The sequence below is a fragment of the Candidatus Deferrimicrobiaceae bacterium genome (assembly GCA_035256765.1).
Taxonomy (GTDB): domain Bacteria; phylum Desulfobacterota; class Deferrimicrobia; order Deferrimicrobiales; family Deferrimicrobiaceae; genus CSP1-8.
Genome location: DATEXR010000056.1, coordinates 1 through 16,027, shown reverse-complemented (window position 1 = coordinate 16,027; position 16,027 = coordinate 1). Strand labels below are relative to the sequence as shown.

Annotated in this window: 13 protein-coding genes; all 13 read right to left on the bottom strand. The window is 65.0% G+C overall.

What is annotated here, in order from left to right; genetic code table 11:
• Nucleotides 1–8: 8 nt before the first annotated feature.
• The gene (dnaE, locus tag VJ307_01865) at nucleotides 9–3,470 is read right to left on the bottom strand and encodes a DNA polymerase III subunit alpha (GenBank protein ID HJX72874.1); all 3,462 of its coding nucleotides are present in this window, start codon (nucleotides 3,468–3,470) and stop codon (nucleotides 9–11) included.
• A 289-nt stretch (nucleotides 3,471–3,759) separates the two neighbouring features.
• On the bottom strand, nucleotides 3,760–5,310 hold the full coding sequence (gene guaA, locus VJ307_01860; protein HJX72873.1) for a glutamine-hydrolyzing GMP synthase: 1,551 nt from the start codon (nucleotides 5,308–5,310) through the stop codon (nucleotides 3,760–3,762).
• A gap of 4 nt (nucleotides 5,311–5,314) precedes the next feature.
• Nucleotides 5,315–6,778, bottom strand: coding sequence for an IMP dehydrogenase (gene guaB / locus VJ307_01855; GenBank protein ID HJX72872.1), 1,464 nt, complete (start codon nucleotides 6,776–6,778; stop codon nucleotides 5,315–5,317).
• On the bottom strand, nucleotides 6,775–7,692 hold the full coding sequence (locus VJ307_01850; GenBank protein ID HJX72871.1) for a hypothetical protein: 918 nt from the start codon (nucleotides 7,690–7,692) through the stop codon (nucleotides 6,775–6,777). Before VJ307_01850 ends, guaB begins: the two co-directional genes overlap by 4 nt.
• Nucleotides 7,670–8,566 carry a YihY/virulence factor BrkB family protein gene (locus tag VJ307_01845; GenBank protein HJX72870.1) on the bottom strand — a complete coding sequence of 299 codons (897 nt, stop codon included), beginning with the start codon at nucleotides 8,564–8,566 and terminating at the stop codon, nucleotides 7,670–7,672. The genes VJ307_01850 and VJ307_01845 overlap by 23 nt, the downstream gene beginning before the upstream one ends.
• A complete protein-coding gene (gene der, locus VJ307_01840; protein ID HJX72869.1) occupies nucleotides 8,563–9,879 on the bottom strand; it encodes a ribosome biogenesis GTPase Der in 1,317 nt (438 codons plus the stop codon). The genes VJ307_01845 and der overlap by 4 nt, the downstream gene beginning before the upstream one ends.
• Nucleotides 9,872–10,810 (bottom strand): GTPase Era, encoded by a 939-nt coding sequence (era, locus tag VJ307_01835; GenBank protein ID HJX72868.1) that lies wholly within the window; start codon nucleotides 10,808–10,810, stop codon nucleotides 9,872–9,874. The genes der and era overlap by 8 nt, the downstream gene beginning before the upstream one ends.
• Nucleotides 10,807–11,490: a ribonuclease III gene (rnc, locus tag VJ307_01830; protein ID HJX72867.1), complete on the bottom strand. Its 684-nt coding sequence runs from the start codon at nucleotides 11,488–11,490 to the stop codon at nucleotides 10,807–10,809. The genes era and rnc overlap by 4 nt, the downstream gene beginning before the upstream one ends.
• Nucleotides 11,487–12,824, bottom strand: a complete 1,338-nt coding sequence (gene mtaB / locus VJ307_01825) for a tRNA (N(6)-L-threonylcarbamoyladenosine(37)-C(2))-methylthiotransferase MtaB (GenBank protein ID HJX72866.1) — start codon at nucleotides 12,822–12,824, stop codon at nucleotides 11,487–11,489. The genes rnc and mtaB overlap by 4 nt, the downstream gene beginning before the upstream one ends.
• Entirely contained in the window at nucleotides 12,800–13,888 is a 1,089-nt protein-coding gene (mnmA, locus tag VJ307_01820) for a tRNA 2-thiouridine(34) synthase MnmA (protein ID HJX72865.1), read from the bottom strand. Before mnmA ends, mtaB begins: the two co-directional genes overlap by 25 nt.
• Nucleotides 13,885–15,066 carry a cysteine desulfurase family protein gene (locus VJ307_01815; GenBank protein HJX72864.1) on the bottom strand — a complete coding sequence of 394 codons (1,182 nt, stop codon included), beginning with the start codon at nucleotides 15,064–15,066 and terminating at the stop codon, nucleotides 13,885–13,887. The genes mnmA and VJ307_01815 overlap by 4 nt, the downstream gene beginning before the upstream one ends.
• Entirely contained in the window at nucleotides 15,063–15,494 is a 432-nt protein-coding gene (locus VJ307_01810) for an Rrf2 family transcriptional regulator (protein HJX72863.1), read from the bottom strand. The genes VJ307_01815 and VJ307_01810 overlap by 4 nt, the downstream gene beginning before the upstream one ends.
• Nucleotides 15,491–16,027, bottom strand: a 537-nt coding sequence (gene epsC / locus VJ307_01805; GenBank protein HJX72862.1) for a serine O-acetyltransferase EpsC, incomplete at its 5' end; no start/stop codon positions are given. The genes epsC and VJ307_01810, both read right to left, overlap by 4 nt.

Genomic DNA, 16,027 nt, shown 5'->3' with positions numbered 1-16,027 from the left:
GCGCCGGGTCAATGGAGTCGCAACACGTCGTAACCGAACCGTATCCGCAGATCGCGGGCCAGCGTGAGCGACGGGGTAACTGCCAGCTTGTCCGGCAGGGCGAGGATCGTCTCGTACTCCCCTTCGCGCACGAGGTGCAGGAACGCCTTCTTCTCCCCGGGATTGCGCTCCAGCATCTTCCGCAGATCGACGATATCGGAAGGCGCCATCCGGTCGGTGAAGATCTGGAAGTGGACCGATCGGGCCAGACGCTCCCGGATGTTTTCCATCCGGAAGATCTCCGTCGCGATGATCTTCGCGGACTTTTCCCCCTTCTCCACGCGCCCGACGAGAAAAACCGGCCCCTCGCAGGAGAGGGCATCCTGGCTTTGCTGGAACGTTTCCGGGAAGACGACCACCTCGAGCACCCCTTCCAGGTCCTCGAACTGGAGATACGCCATCTTCTTCCCCTGCCGGGTCGTCTTCTGGCGGATCGAGGCGATGACCCCCCCGATCCTCACCTCGGATCCCGACGCCAGAGCGGGCACGCGCGACGAGGTGGCGTTCGCGAAGAGCTCCATCTCTCCGGTGTAATCGTCCAGCGGGTGGCCGGTGATGTAGACCCCGATAGCCTCCCGTTCGTGCATAAGCCTCTCCCGCCTGCTCCAGGTGGAAGGGGAAGGCTTCGGGTCCGGTCCGGCCGCGGGGGGAGGCGCGATTTTCTCCCCGAACAGGGGAAACTGGCCGGAGCCCTTCCTCCGCGCCGATTCCTGGGCGGCCTCCAAGAGGACCGGCAACCTTTCGAACAATCCCCCCCGGTCGGATTCGAGGGAGTCGAGGGCCCCTGCCTTGACCAGGCTCTCGACCGCCCGCTTGTTGACCTTGCGAATGTCCACGCGGGACAGAAAGTCCTCCGGCGTGGCGAACGGCTCCTCCCCCTTCGCCTCCCGGATGGCGTCGATGGCGGACGCCCCCACCCCCTTGATCGCCGAGAGCCCGAACCGGATCGCCTTCCCCGAGGGGTGAAAGGCGAAGCGGGACTCGTTGACGTCCGGAGGGAGGACCGGGATGCTTCTCTCCCGGCAATACGTCATGTACCGGATGATCTTGGCGGTGTCTCCCGACTCGGAGGTCATCAGGGCGCAGAAGAACTCGACGGGATAGTGCGTCTTGAGGTAGGCGGTCTGGTAGGCCAGAAGCGCGTACGCCGTGCTGTGGGACTTGTTGAAGCCGTATTCGCCGAACTGCGCCATGAGGTCGAAGATGGCCGCGGCCTTTTTCCCGGAGATCCCCAACCGCTGCGCCCCTTCGAGGAACCGGATCTTCTGCTTTTCCATGAGCGCCGCGTCCTTCTTCCCCATGGCCTTGCGAAGGACGTCCGCCTCCCCCATGGAGAACCCGGCGAGCGTGACCGCGATCTGCATGACCTGCTCCTGGTAGACGATCACGCCGTAGGTGTCCCGGAGGATCTCCTCGAGCTGCGGCAGCGAATACTCGATCGTCTTCTGCCCGTGCCGCCGCGCGATGAAGTCGTCCACCATCCCGCTCTGGAGGGGACCCGGCCTGTGGAGGGCGACCGCGTCGATGAGGTGCGTGAACCGGTCCGGCTTCAGGCGAAGAAGCAGGTCCGTGAACCCCTGGCTTTCGCACTGGAACACGCCGGCGGTGTCCCCGCGGGAGAGCATCGCGTACGTCTCCGGATCGGAGAGGGAAAGCATGTCCAGGTCCACTTCCTCCCCGCGCTGTTCGAGGATCAGCCTCCGCGTGTTGTGGATCGCCGTGAGCGTGCGCAGTCCGAGGAAGTCGAACTTGACCAGCCCGACCTTCTCGATGTCCTGCATCGAAAACTGCGTCGTGATGTCGCCGTTCGGGTTCCGGTACAGGGGGACGTACTCGGTGATCGGCCGGTTCGCGATGACGACCCCCGCGGCATGGGTCGAGGCGTGGCGGGACAGCCCCTCGATCCCTTTCGCGTACTCGAAGAGATCGGCCACTTTCGGGTTTCCCCCGATCATCTCCGCGAGCCTCGGCTCGACGGCGATCGCCCTGTCGATCGTCATCCCGAGATCCGCGGGGATGAGCTTCGCGATCTGGTCGACCTCGGCGTAGGGCATCTCGAGCACCCTGCCGACGTCGCGCACCGCGGCCCGGGCCTTCATCGTCCCGAACGTGATGATCTGGGCGACGTTCTCCTTTCCGTACCGATCCTCCACGTACCGGATGACCTCGTCCCGGCGGTCCTTGCAGAAGTCGCAATCGATGTCGGGAAGGCTGATCCGCTCCGGGTTGAGGAACCGCTCGAAGAGCAGGCCATAGGACAGGGGGTCGACCTCGGTGATCCGCAAAGCATACGCGACGAGGCTCCCCGCCGCGCTTCCCCGCCCCGGCCCCACCGGGATCCCCTGTTCCTTGGCGAACCGGATGAAGTCCCAGACGATCAGGAAGTAGCCGGAGAAGCCGGTGTTTTCGATGACGGTCATCTCGTACTCCAGCCGCTTCCGGTACGCCTCTTCCTCCGGGCCGATCCTCTCCGCCCGCCTCTTCTTTTCCTGGAAGCGGCGAATCAGCCCCTCGGCGGAAAGCTTCCTCAGGTACTGTTCGGAGGTCATCCCTTCGGGGACTGGGAACTCCGGGATCTTGTTGTGGCCGAGATCGAGCGTCACGAGGCAGCGCTCGGCGATGGCGAGGGTGTTCTTCAATGCGTCCGGGGCGATGTGGCCGAACGCGCGCTCGAACTCCTCGGGCGCCTTCACATAGAACTGGTCGGTCTCGAACCGCATCCGGTCCGCGGCCCCGATCACCTTCCCCGTCTGCAGGCAGAGCAGGATGTCGTGCACCCGGGCGTCCTTGCGCTCGAGGTAATGGCAGTCGTTCGTCGCCACGAGCGGCGTTTCCGTCTTCCGGGCGAGCTCGATGATCCCGGGGTTCATCCGGTTCTGCTCGGTCAACCCGTTGTCCTGGATCTCCAGAAAGAAGCGCCCGTCCGGGAAAATATCCTTGTACTCCTCGAGGGCTGCCGCCGCCCGCTTTTTCCCCTCGCGGGCGAGAAGGACCGGGATCTCCCCCTGCAGGCATGCGGAGGTGGCGATGATCCCCTTCGCGTGTTCCCGAAGGATCTCCTTGTCGACGCGGGGCTTGTAGTAGAACCCCTCGACATGGGCCCGGGACACGAGCCGGATGAGGTTCTTGTATCCTTCGTCCGATTCCGCCAGCAGGATCAGGTGATGCGACCGTTCCTCGCCCGGCGTCGCCTTGCGGTCGTGGCGGGAACCGGGGGTCATATAGATCTCGGCCCCGAGGATCGGCTTGATCCCCGCCCGGTTCGCCTTCTCGTAGAAATCGACCGCCCCGATCATCCCCCCGTGGTCGGTGAGCGCTACGGCGGGCATCCCCATCCGGGCCACCTTGCGCACGAGGTCCTCGATCTTGATCGCCCCGTCGAGAAGACTGTACTGGGAATGCAGATGCAGGTGGACGAACTCGCTCACCATGCCCCTCCGGATGCGGCCGCTCGTGCAGCGTCTCGCAAATGGCTTGACGCACCGATTTGCCGCCAAGATCGCCCGGGACAGGCGGCCATTCCGCGCACGGGCTCGCGGGGGGCTTTCTCTCCGCTACGCTCGCGACCTTGCGCCCGCTCGCTGCCGGTTCCGCTCGACGCAATTTCTGCCTTGCTCCACAGGCCGCGTCGAGAAACCCCCCGCTGCGCCCTGTGCGCGGGGACGGACCCGAATGTCCAGGTATTTACGAGACGTTGCACCAGGGTCATGCCGGCCGGTCCTACTCCCATTCGATGGTGCTGGGCGGCTTGGAGGAGATGTCGTACACGACGCGGTTGATCCCCTGGACCTCGTTGATGATGCGGGTCGAGATCCGCTGGAGAAGGTCGTACGGGAGGCGAACCCAGTCGGCGGTCATCCCGTCCTGGCTGTGCACCGCGCGGATCGCCGCCACGTTCTCGTACGTCCGCTCGTCGCCCATGACGCCCACCGTCTTGACCGGGAGGAGAACGGCGAAGGACTGCCAGATCGATTCGTAGAGGCCGGCGTTCCTCACCTCCTCCTGCACGATGGCGTCCGCCTCCTGCAGGATGCGGATCCGTTCCTCGGTAACCGGCCCGATGATCCTCACGGCCAGGCCGGGCCCGGGGAACGGCTGCCGGTCGAGAATGGGATCCGGGACCAGCAGCTCGCGGCCGAGTTCCCGCACCTCGTCCTTGAAGAGTTCGCGAAGCGGCTCCACGAGCTTCAGATGCATCGTATCGGGGAGGCCGCCGACGTTGTGGTGGGACTTGATCGTGGCGGACGGCCCCTTGAAGGAGACGCTTTCGATCACGTCGGGGTACAGGGTACCCTGCCCCAGGAACCCGACGCCGGGGATCTTCCCCGCCGCCTCCTCGAACACCCGGATGAACGTCTCCCCGATCACCTTTCGCTTCTCCTCCGGATCGGAGATTCCGCGGAGGGCCTTGAGGAACCGTTCCGACGCGTCGACGTACTCGAGGTGGATCCCGATCCCCTCCCGGAAGGTGTGCAGGACTTCGTCCCCCTCGCCCTTGCGGAGCAGCCCGTTGTTCACGAAGATGCACGTCAGCTGGTCCCCGAGGGCACGGTGGAGAAGCACCGCCGCGACGGAGGAATCGACCCCGCCGGAAAGCCCCAGGACGATATTCTCCTTCCCCACCAGCCGGCGGATCTTCTCGACGCTTGCCTCGATGAAGGAGTGCATCGTCCACAGGGGGGACAGGCCGCAGACGCGGAAGAGGAAGTTGGCCAGGATCTCCTTCCCCTTGGGGGTGTGGGCCACTTCCGGGTGGAACTGGACGCCGTAAATGCTGTGGGACTCGTCGGTCATGGCGGCCACGGGAGAGTTCTCCGAGCCGCCGATCGCCGCGAACCCTTTCGGCATCTCCACGATCCGGTCCCCGTGGCTCATCCAGACCTGGATCGTCATGTTGTGCCGAAACTCCTCGATCCCGAGGAACAGGGGGTCTCCCCACTGTCCCCGGATGTTGGCGATCCCGTATTCCCGGTCGGCGGCTTTCGCCACCTTCCCCCCCAGGAGGTCGGCGATGAGCTGCATCCCGTAGCAGATCCCCAGGACGGGCACCCCCAACGCAAGAATCTCCCGCGGGATCCTCGGGGCCCCCTCCCCGTACACGCTGGCCGGCCCGCCCGAGAGGACGATGCCGTTCGGCCGGAACTCCCGGACGAACTCCGTCCCCACGTTGTACGGGTGGATTTCGCAGTACACCTTCAGCTCCCGGATGCGCCGGGCGATGAGCATCGTATACTGCGACCCGAAATCGAGGATCAGCACCTTTTCGTTCAACGCTCTACTCCACCCGGTAGTTCGGGGCTTCCTTCGTGATGATGACGTCGTGGACGTGGCTCTCCTTGAGCCCCGCCGCCGTGACCTTCATAAACGTCGCCCGCTTCCGCAGATCCTCGATGCTCCGGGCGCCTACGTACCCCATTCCGGATTTCAGGCCCCCGACGAGCTGGAAGATCATGACGGACAGCGGCCCCCGGTAGGGGACCCGCCCCTCGATCCCTTCCGGAACGAGTTTCGCCTCGGATTCGACGTGCGCCTGGAAATAGCGGTCCTTGCTCCCCTTCTTCATCGCCTCGAGGGACCCCATCCCCCGGTAGACCTTGTACGATCGGCCCTGGAACAGGACGGTCTCCCCGGGACTTTCGTCCGTCCCGGCGAACACGGATCCGATCATGGTCGCGGAGGCCCCCGCCGCGAGGGCCTTGGTGATGTCCCCCGAGTACTTGATCCCCCCGTCCGCAATGAGGGGGATCTTCTTTTTCGAAGCCGCAGCGGCGCACATCATGATCGCGGACACCTGGGGAACGCCTACCCCGGCGATCACCCGCGTGGTGCAGATCGACCCCGGCCCCACGCCCACCTTCACGCAGTCGGCTCCCGCCTTGATGATCGCCTCCGTTCCTTCGCCGGTCGCCACGTTTCCGGCGATGAGCTGGACGTCCCGGAAATTTTTCCGGATCGCCCGGATGACGTCGATCACGTCGCGGGAATGGCCGTGGGCCGTGTCGACGCAGAGGACGTCCATGCCGGACTTCAGGAGCAGATCGACGCGTTTCTCCCATCCCGGGCCGACGCCGACGGCCGCCCCGACGCGCAGTCTCCCCTTTTCATCCTTGGAGGCAAGGGGGTATTTCTTGATCTTCAGGATGTCCTTGATCGTGATGAGCCCGCGGAGGTTGTTTTCCTTGTCGACCACGAGCAGCTTCTCGATCCGGTTCTTGTGAAGGATCTCCTTCGCCTGTTCGAGGGTGGTTCCCACGGGAACGGTCACCAGCCTCTCCTTGGTCATCACGTTCTCGATCGGCTGCTCGAAATTCGTCTCGAACCGAAGGTCGCGGTTGGTCAGGATCCCCACGAGTTTTCCTTCCTTCGTGATCGGGAGCCCGGAAATCCGGTACCGCTCCATCACCTCGAGGGCCTCGGCGACTTTCTGACGGGGGTCCATCGTGATGGGGTCCAGGATCATCCCGCTTTCGGACTTTTTGACCTTGTCCACCTCCTGGGCCTGTTCCTCCGCCGTGTTGTTCCGGTGGATGACCCCCAAGCCCCCCTCCCGCGCCATCGCGATCGCGGTGTCCGCCCCGGTGACCGTGTCCATCGCGGCGCTGATCAGCGGGATGTTCAGCCGGATCTCCGGCGTGAGGGAAACCGAAACTTCCACGTCCTTCGGGAGGATCTTCGACTCCGCGGGGAGCAGAATCACGTCGTCGAACGTCAACCCTTCTTCCATCCCTTTTCCGTTCATCCCCCTTCTCCCTTTCCGTTCGCGATCCCCCGAAGAATCCCCTCGAGGAGACCCGAATCGCTTATGTCAAGGTCGGAAAGACCGAATATCTCCATGGCCGCGTGAGCCTGGATGATCCCCGGGATGATGGTCCTCTCGCGCCCTTTTTCCATTCCCGGAAGACGCAGCCTCTCCTCTTCCGTCAGGCGGGAAAGACGCGTCGCCCACCGCCGGACGGGGGAGATCCCCATCCGGAATCCGTCGATCCTCTCCGGGCGGTACGTTTTCATCCTCATCTCGAGCGCGGCGAGCGTCGTGAAGGTCCCCGCCGTTCCCACCAATCGCCGGAATCCGCGCCGCCGCCATCCCCGCGTTCCCGCGCCGATCCGGTCCGTGAGAAACCAGGCGAGATTCCGCAGTTCCGCGGGAAGCGGGGGGTCGGACATCCGGAAGAAACCGAGGAGGACGACGACGCCGATCGGGAGACTGACCGAGTCGGTTCCCCTCGGCCCCGCGATGAACTCCGTGCTCCCCCCCCCGATGTCCATGACCAGAGCGCCGCTCCGGGTTTTCCCGACCGCCCCCTCCCATGTGCGCCGGGCCTCTTCGCGCGCCGAAATGATCTCGACCGAAACCCCCGCCTTCGCCGCCGCGGCCAGGAACTCCTCCCGGTTGGATGCTTCGCGAAGGCCCGCCGTGCCGCACGCCCGGTACCGTGCGACTCCGAGGGCGTCCATCTCCCTCCGGAACTCCCGAAGGGTTGCGATCGAATCCCGGAACTCCCTCTCCCCGATCGAACCGCTTTCCCGGAGGGATTTCCCCAGGGCGGTGATCCGCCGCCGCCGGAGAACGGGACGCAGTCCGCCGCCCTCATGCGCGGTGACGAGCATCCGCACGGTGTTCGTCCCGACGTCAATCGCCGCCAGGAGTCTCATCCGGGCCTGCACCCGTCTTGCCTTCCGGAGAAGATGCCTCTCCCTCCTCCCGCTCCAGTACCCCGATGATGCTGGCGCAGAACAGGTATGCCGCTGCAAAGAGGTATGCCACAATTATAAAACATACGACTCCAAAGAGGGAACCGTAAATTACATTCAACCTGCTGAATTTCTTGATATAAAAAGTGAACCCCCATTTGACCGCATGAAGGAGGACGAGAAAGAGGAAGCTTCCCGCGAGGGCATTCCTCCACCGCACGCGCACCGGGGAGAGGTACCGGTAGCTGAGCGCCCCCCCCGCAAAGAGGATCCCGGCGAGGACCGCGTCGGCGATCGCCGTCAGGAGAAGATGAAACGCCGAGTCCAGCCCCATGGGCATCTCGCGGGAGAGAACCATGAGCCCCTTCCAGAGGGGAGGAACGAGAATCGTGGAGAACGTGAGAATGGTGAGGGCCAGCACCAGGACCACGTGGGATGCCGCCCGCGTCCGGAACCGTTGCTTCTCCCGGATCTCCAGCATGACCGACAGCGACGTGTGGACCGCATCGGTGGCGGAAAAGGAGGACAAAACCAGGAGGACGAACCCGAGAATTCCGAACGTCGCCCCGGAGGCGAAAAGCCCCATCAGGGTCGGAACCAGGACCTGGGCGCCGTAGGGAAACGTGTCTTTCAGCATCTCCGTCAGTTGCGCGAACGGAAGTTCGCCGGTCCCGAGGAAAAGCGACGCGGCGGCGAACACCAGGAACAGGATGGGAATGGAGGACAGGAGCAGGTTGAAGGCGACGGAGGCGCTGTAGACCATCCCGTGGTTCCGGAAGAAAACGCCTGCGCCTTCCCACGCGGCTTTGCCGAACCCCGACAGGCGCGCGCTCATCGCTCGCGGTACACGATCCGAATGGGCGACCCCTGGAATCCGAACCGGTCCCTGAGGTTGTTCTGGAGATACCGGGTGTACGATTCCGGGACCCCCTGCCGGTCCTTGACGAACACGGCGAAGGAGGGGGGCATGACCCCGACCTGGGTGATGTAGAAGGCCCGGTTCCTCCCCCGACGCGTCGGGATGGGTAGCGAGGAGAGGAGGGTGGACACCTTGCGGTTGAGCAAGGAGGTGGAAATCCGGTTGCGGAAACTGCCGTAGGCCTCCTCGATCTTCTTGAAGAGAAGGGGGATCCCCTTTCCCGTAGTCGACACCGTCGGGACGACCCCCGCGAAGGATGCGTATCCCAGACCCTCCCCGATTTTCCGGATCTCCTGACGGCGCTCTTCCTCCCCGGCCCACAGGTCGGCCTTGTTCACGGCCACGACGACGGCCCGCTCCTCGAGCAGGATGTATCTCAGGATCTGCTGGTCCTGGTGGGTCAGCCCTTGCGGCCCGTCGATCATCAGGACCGCGAGGTCGCACCGCTTCAGGGAATCGAGACTCTTGAGGACGGAGAACTTCTCGAGCACGGTCTCGGTCTTCCTTTTCGCGCGGATCCCCGCGGTGTCGATGAACTGGTACGTTTTCCCCCCGTAGGTCACCAGGACGTCCACCGCGTCCCGCGTGGTCCCCGGGATCTCCGAGGCGATCACGCGGTCGTACCCGACGAGGGTGTTGACGAGGGTCGATTTCCCCACGTTCGGCCGGCCGAGAACGGCGATCCGCGCCACGGGCTCCTCGACCGAGTCGTCCTCCGGAACGAAGTCGGGGATGAGCGGGACGATCGCGTCGAGAAGATCGGATACGCCCTTCCCGTGTTCCGCCGAGATGGGGTACACCGTTCCGACGGACAGTTCGTGAAACTGCGCGGCCATCTCCTGCCCTTCCCGGGTGTCCACCTTGTTCGCCGCAAGGAAGAACCGCTTCTCCTTCTCCCGGAGCATCGCGGCGATCTCCTTGTCGAGTGGGAGGACGCCGTCGCGCGCGTCCACCAGGAAAATGACCGCGTCGGACTCGTAGACGGCCCGAAGGACCTGGCCGCGGACCTTCAAGAGGATATCCCCTCGTTCTCCGGACAGATACCCCCCCGTATCGACGAGACGGAAGTGCTTTCCGTCGTGCTCCGCGGCGAGAGAAACCAGATCGCGGGTCACGCCGGGCTCTCCGTAGGTGATCGACCGCCGCTTCCCCGTGATCCGGTTGAAGAGGGTGGATTTCCCGACGTTGGGACGCCCGACGAGGGAGATCGTGAACACGTTCTTACCCATACCCAAGCCGCCGCAGCATCGTTTCCTTCCGGCTCCAGTCCTTTTCGACCTTGACGAACAGATCCAAGTATACCCGCTCGCCGGTCTCTTTCTCCAGTACCTGCCGCGCCGCGGTTCCGATGGTCCGCAACATCTTTCCCCCGCGCCCGATCACCATCCCTTTCTGCGACTCCCGCTCCACGCAGATTTCCGCCCGGATCCGGGTCAGGTTTTTTTCCGGGTCTTCGCGGTATTCCTCGATGGAGACGGCGACGCTGTACGGCAGCTCCTCGGAGAGGTGCTCGAAGAGCTTTTCCCGGATGATCTCCTTGGCGATGAAGCGCATGGGGAGATCCGTCAGCTCGTCCTCCGGGTAGTAGGCGGGCCCCTCCGGCAGGATCCCGAAGAGATAGTCGACGAACTCCCCCACCCCGAGCCCCTTCGTGGCCGAGGCGACAAATCCCCGGGCGTACCCCCCTTTCTCCGTCAGTTCCTTCCGTTTTTCTTCCGCCGCCGCCCCCCCCATCCTGTCCGCCTTGTTGACGACGAGCACCCGCGGGACGGCGACTCGTTCCATCATCTTGCGGACAATCGTTTCCTCTTCCCCCACCCCGAAGGGGCGGTCGTCCACGATGTGCACGACGACGTCCGCCTCTTCCGCGATCCGTTGCGCGGTCCGGACCATGTAAGCGTTCAAGGCCTTCTTCGGGAGGTGGATGCCGGGGCTGTCGAGAAAGATGATCTGGCCCCGGGGCTCGGTGTAGATTCCGGCGATCCTGTCCCGGGTGGTCTGGGGCTTGGGGGTGACGATCGCGATCCGGGCTCCCAGGATGCGGTTGAGCAGGGTCGATTTGCCGACGTTCGGCCGCCCGAGGAGGGCCACGAAGCCGGACTTCCTTCCCTGCCCTTCCGGTTCCCTCCCGGCCCCTTCCACGGCATTTCGTCCCCTCAACGGTTTTCTCCCTCCTCTTCCAGCAGCGACAGGAGGCGTTCGGCGGCCTCCATCTCCGCCTCCTTCTTCGTCTTCCCGCTCCCCTTCTCTTCCCTGCCGTCCCAAAGCCTCGCGGAAACGCGGAAAGTCTGGGAATGGTGCGGCCCCTCCGCGGAGAGGAGACGGTACCGCGGAAGGGGCGCGCGGTGCTTCTGGCACCACTCCTGCAGCCGGCTTTTCGCATCGAATCCGGCGACCAGGGCCCCCACCTCTTTCCCCGCCCAGAAGTGGGCGATGACGAATCTTCTCGCCTCGTCGTACCCGCCGTCCAGAAAGATCGCCCCCGCGATCGCCTCCACCGCGTCGGCCACCATCTTTCGGGTCACCCCCCCGCCCGTTTCCCGGACGGAGGGATCGATCCGCAAGGCGTCGGGCACGCCGATTCTCTCCCCGACGCGGACGAGGTTCCGGTTGTTGATCAACGCGGAGCGCGCCTTCGAGAGCGCCCCCTCCTCCGCGGCGGGGAAGGTCCGGTACGTCTCTTCCGCGATGCACAGGTTGAGGACCGCGTCCCCCAGATACTCCAGGCGCTGGTACGATTTCCGCGTTCCCGCTTCCGCCGTGGAGGCGTGCCGGAGCGCCTCCTCCAGCAGGTCCTTCGCCCGGAACCGGTACCCGATCTTTTTCTCGAGGGTGTTCATCCCTTCCTCGCGGCGCCCGGACCGCGCGCTTCCCGGACGCGTGTCCCCACAATCTTTCCTTCGCGGACGGATTCCGCGAACACGCGGTGGATCTCCCCGATTTCCTCCGCCCCTCCCGGGAAACGGACTTCCGCGTAGTTTCCCGAATGCCCCGACAATTCCTCCCTGCCGGGACCCGCGCGTTCCGCGAGGACGTCGAGCGTCGTTCCGACCTGCCGGGTCAAAAACGCTTCGCGCATCCTCCGGTCCAGCCGGAGAAGACGGGACACCCTGCTTTTCTTCTCGGCGGAGGGGACATCGTCTTTCCACCGGGCGCTCTCCGTGCCGGGGCGGGGCGAATAGGGGAACGCGTGCAGGTAGGTCACCGGCAAGGCCTGGAGAAATCGAACCGTCTCCTCGAAATCCGCCGGCGTTTCCCCGGGGAATCCCGCGATGACGTCCGCCCCCAAAGACAGTCCCGGAATCTGCGCGGCCGCTCCGGAGACGACCTTCCGGTACCCGGCGCGATCGTAGGGGCGCCGCATCCGCGCGAGCGTCCGGTCGCACCCGCTCTGCAGCGGAACGTGCAGGTGGGCGCACACCCGGGGATGCGCGGCGATCGTCCCGACGAGCCGCTCCGTCAGTTCCCCGGGTTCGACGGAGCTCAAACGGATGCGAGCGCGCGAGGTCTCCCGAAGAATGCGCGCGATCAGGTCGGGCAAGGCATCCCTCCTCCCGGCGTCGGCCCCGTACAGGCCGATGTGAATCCCCGTCAGGACGAGCTCGCGCGCCCCATCTCCTTCCGCCGCGACCGCTTTCCCGATGATTTCCTTCTCCCGGACGGACCGGTTCTTCCCGCGGGCTAAGGGCACCACGCAATACGCGCAGGAAAAATCGCACCCGTCCTGGATCTTCAGGAACGTCCGCCGGTGCCCGAGAAGCAGATCGGCGGCGTATTCGGAGAGCGTGGCCGGTTTCCCGCCGCCGTTCCCCGAAATTTGCCGCAAGATTCCCTCGAGGGAGCCCTCCTCGTCATCCGGTCCCTTCCCGGCCCCCGTCCCGACCCAGTAGTCCGCCTCGGGGACCTTCCGTAGGTCCGAGGGGGAGACCTGCGCGTAACACCCCGCGAGAATGACGACCGCCCCGGGGTTTTCCCGGCGCGCCCTCCTCGCAAGCGACCGGCTGTCCCGGTCCGCCCGGTGGGTGACGGTGCAGCTGTTGATGATCACGACGTCCGCGGGAGAGTCGGCGGGGACGATCGAAAACCCCTCGGCGACAGCCGTTTGGACGAGGGAGGCGGAGTCGGCGAAGTTCGCCTTGCACCCGACGGTCAGAACCTTGAAACGCTTTCCCATTCGATCCAGCCGCCTCCGAGGACCTCCGTCCCGTCGTACAGGACGAGGGCCTGGCCCGGGGTAACGCTTCGCTGCGGAGAGTCGAAAGCCACCCGGAGGCGTTCCCCCTCCACGCGGACGGTCGCATCCGCACCGGGGTGGCGGAACCGGACCTTGGCACTGGCGCGGAACTCCCGTGACGGCGGGGCGCCGGCCACGAAGGAGGAGCGACCGACGGAGGCTTCCGCCGAGAGCGTTTCGTTCTCCGTGCCCAGGATGACCTCGTTTTTATCGGCGTCGATGGCGACGACGTAGAGCGGCTCCTTCGCCGCGATCCCCAGGCCCTTGCGCTGCCCCACCGTGTACTTCAGGACGCCTTTATGGGTGCCGAGGACATTCCCGGACCTGTCGAGGAAGAGCCCCTCCCGCTCCTCGATTCCGCTCCGGTTCAGGAACTCGGCGTAGGAGTGGTCGGTGACGAAGCAGATGTCCTGGCTCTCCCGCTTCTCGAACACGGGAAGCCCGGTCTCCAAGGCAATTCTGCGGACCTCGTTTTTCTGCATCTCCCCGACGGGGAAGTGGATCCGCCGGAGCCGTTCCGTATCCAGGGAGAAGAGGAAGTAGGACTGGTCCTTGGACTCGTCGGGAGCAACGAACAGACGGCATCTCCCCGACGGCTCCCTCCGGATGACCGCGTAATGACCCGTCGCCACCCCTTCCGCGCCGAGCTCGTCCGCCTTGCGCAACAGGGCCCGGAACTTGAGGTGCTCGTTGCACAGGATGCACGGGTTGGGCGTCCTCCCGGTGGAATATTCCCGCACGAACGGATCGATCACCTCGCGCCGGAACTCTTCTCGCAGGTTCAGCACATAGTAGGGAATGCCGAGGGTGTCGCACACCCTTCGGGCGTCGTAGAGGTCGTCCAGCGAACAGCAGGTCCCTTCCCGGTTCTTCGTGACCTGCGAAAAGTCGTACAGGTCCATCGATATGCCGATGACCTCCCACCCCTGCCGTTGCAGCAGAAGGGCGGCGACGGATGAATCGACTCCCCCGCTCATCGCCGCCAGGATCCGCTTCCCCTTCATCTTGCCTTGGCCTCTTTCCTGCTCGGGTAGATCGGCGACATGGCCCGCAGCTTGTTTACAACCGTCTCGATGGCGTCGATGGCGTACTCCACGTCCGCGTCGGTGTTCCCCATTCCCAGGCTGAACCGGAGAGCGCCCTGGGCATCCGTCGGGTCCGCGCCCATCGCCATGAGGATCGGGGACGCCTCGAGCGACCCCGAGGTGCAGGCGGAACCCGAGGAACAGGCGATCCCCATCATGTCCAGGTTCAAAAGCATCGCCTCCCCCTCCACGAACCGGAAGGAGATATTGAGGGTATTGGGGAGCCGCTCCGTCGGGTGCCCGTTCAGGACGAGCTCCGGTATCCGCCCGAAGAGGCCGTTCTCGAACTTGTCGCGAAGCCGGCGGATAACGGCGACCTCCTCCTCCATCCCCGCGCGCAGGAGCTCGAAGGATTTTCCCATCGCGACGATCCCCAAGACGTTCTCGGTGCCTCCGCGGCGGCCCCGCTCCTGGTGCCCCCCGTGAATCACCGCCTCGATCTGGATCCCCTTGCGGATGATCAGGCCTCCCGCCCCCTTCAGGGCGTTCACCTTGTGTCCGGAGAAGGTGAGCATGTCCACGGGGAGCGCCCCGAAGTCGATCGGGAGCTTGCCCGCCGCCTGTACCGCGTCGGTGTGCATGATCGCGCCCGCTTCCCGGGCGATCGCCCCGATCTCGGGAATCGGCATGATCGATCCAGTCTCGTTGTTCGCGTACATGACCGTGACGAGGATCGTGTCGGGGGTCAGGGCCTCCCGGACCGAATCCGGCTCGACGATCCCATACCGGTTCACCGGAACGTAGGTCACGCGGAACCCCTGCCTCCCGAGGAACCGGCATGCGTTCATCACCGCGGGGTGCTCGACCTGCGAGGTGATGATGTGCTTTCTCCCGTTCCCCTTGCAGAACGCCACCCCCTTGATCGCGAGGTTGTCGCTCTCGGTCCCGGAGCTCGTGAAGACGACCTCCAGCGGCTGGCACCCGAAAAAGGAGGCGATTTCCTGCCGGGCGTCCTCCACCCCCTTGCGAACGTCCCGCCCGGCCCAGTGAATGCTCGAGGGGTTCCCGAACTGCTCCGACAGGTACGGTTCGACCGCCTTTCGGACCTCGGGATGGACGGGCGTCGTCGCGTTGTGGTCGAGATAGATTTTCCTCACGCCCCCGCCTCCCGGCGCTCCTCCTCCTGGTGGAGAAAGAGGTTTTCGATCGTGATGGAGTCCAGGAATTCGTCGATCCGGCGTTCCAGGGTGTCCCACATGTTTTGCGTCTTGCACCGTTCGATCCTCCCGCACTTCCGCCCGGCGCTTCGGCAGCCGACGCGCACGTTCTTCCCCTCGGCGGCGCGGATGATCTCCCCGATCGTGATCTCGGCAGGGTGGCGCGCGAGGATGAACCCCCCGCCGGGTCCCCTCACGCTTTTCACCAGGTTGCGCCTGCGAAGGCGCGCGAACAGCTGCTGGAGATAAAGCTCCGAGATCGCTTCCTGCCGGGAGATGTCCTTGATCGAGACCGGGTTGCCGCGGGACGCTCCCGCCAGGCTGACAAGCGCCATGACGGCGTACCGCCCCCTCGTGGTGATCTTCATGGGTTCGAACCGACCCGGCGCAGCTCCTCCGCCCCTTCCTCGAGCCGCTTCGTGAGCTCGTCCATCCGCTGCTCGAGCGCCATCACCTGCCCGGTGAGGCACTTGATGGCCTTTCCCTCCGGGTCCGGCGTTCCCGCGACGCCCGTGGGGTCCTGGTAGACGTCCCCCTCCCGGAAGACGACCCTGCCGGGGATTCCGACGACGGTGGAATGGGAGGGGACCTCCTTGTTTACGACCGAGCCCGAGCCGATCTTGGAGTTCTCTCCCACCCGGATGGCCCCTAGGATCGCCGCGTTGGCCCCGATGATCACGTTATCCTCGATCGTGGGATGCCTCTTCCCCTTCTTCCAGCTGGTCCCCCCGAGCGTTACCCCGTGGTACATCGTCACGTTCTTCCCGATCTCGGCGGTCTCCCCGATCACCACCCCCATCCCGTGGTCGATGAAGAATCCCTCTCCGATGGTGGCCCCCGGGTGGATCTCGATGCCGGTCAGCATCCGCGAGATGTGGGAGAGAAACCGGGCGAAAAACCT

Bases quoted from the DNA above. Each gene is read 5' to 3' on its own strand.
- dnaE (HJX72874.1), bottom strand. From the start codon at position 3,470: ATGGTGAGCGAGTTCGTCCACCTGCATCTGCATTCCCAGTACAGTCTT.
- guaB (HJX72872.1), bottom strand. From the start codon at position 6,778: ATGAACGGAAAAGGGATGGAAGAAGGGTTGACGTTCGACGACGTGATT.
- VJ307_01850 (HJX72871.1), bottom strand. From the start codon at position 7,692: ATGAGACTCCTGGCGGCGATTGACGTCGGGACGAACACCGTGCGGATG.
- VJ307_01845 (HJX72870.1), bottom strand. From the start codon at position 8,566: ATGAGCGCGCGCCTGTCGGGGTTCGGCAAAGCCGCGTGGGAAGGCGCA.
- der (HJX72869.1), bottom strand. From the start codon at position 9,879: ATGGGTAAGAACGTGTTCACGATCTCCCTCGTCGGGCGTCCCAACGTC.
- rnc (HJX72867.1), bottom strand. From the start codon at position 11,490: ATGAACACCCTCGAGAAAAAGATCGGGTACCGGTTCCGGGCGAAGGAC.
- mtaB (HJX72866.1), bottom strand. From the start codon at position 12,824: ATGGGAAAGCGTTTCAAGGTTCTGACCGTCGGGTGCAAGGCGAACTTC.
- mnmA (HJX72865.1), bottom strand. From the start codon at position 13,888: ATGAAGGGGAAGCGGATCCTGGCGGCGATGAGCGGGGGAGTCGATTCA.
- VJ307_01810 (HJX72863.1), bottom strand. From the start codon at position 15,494: ATGAAGATCACCACGAGGGGGCGGTACGCCGTCATGGCGCTTGTCAGC.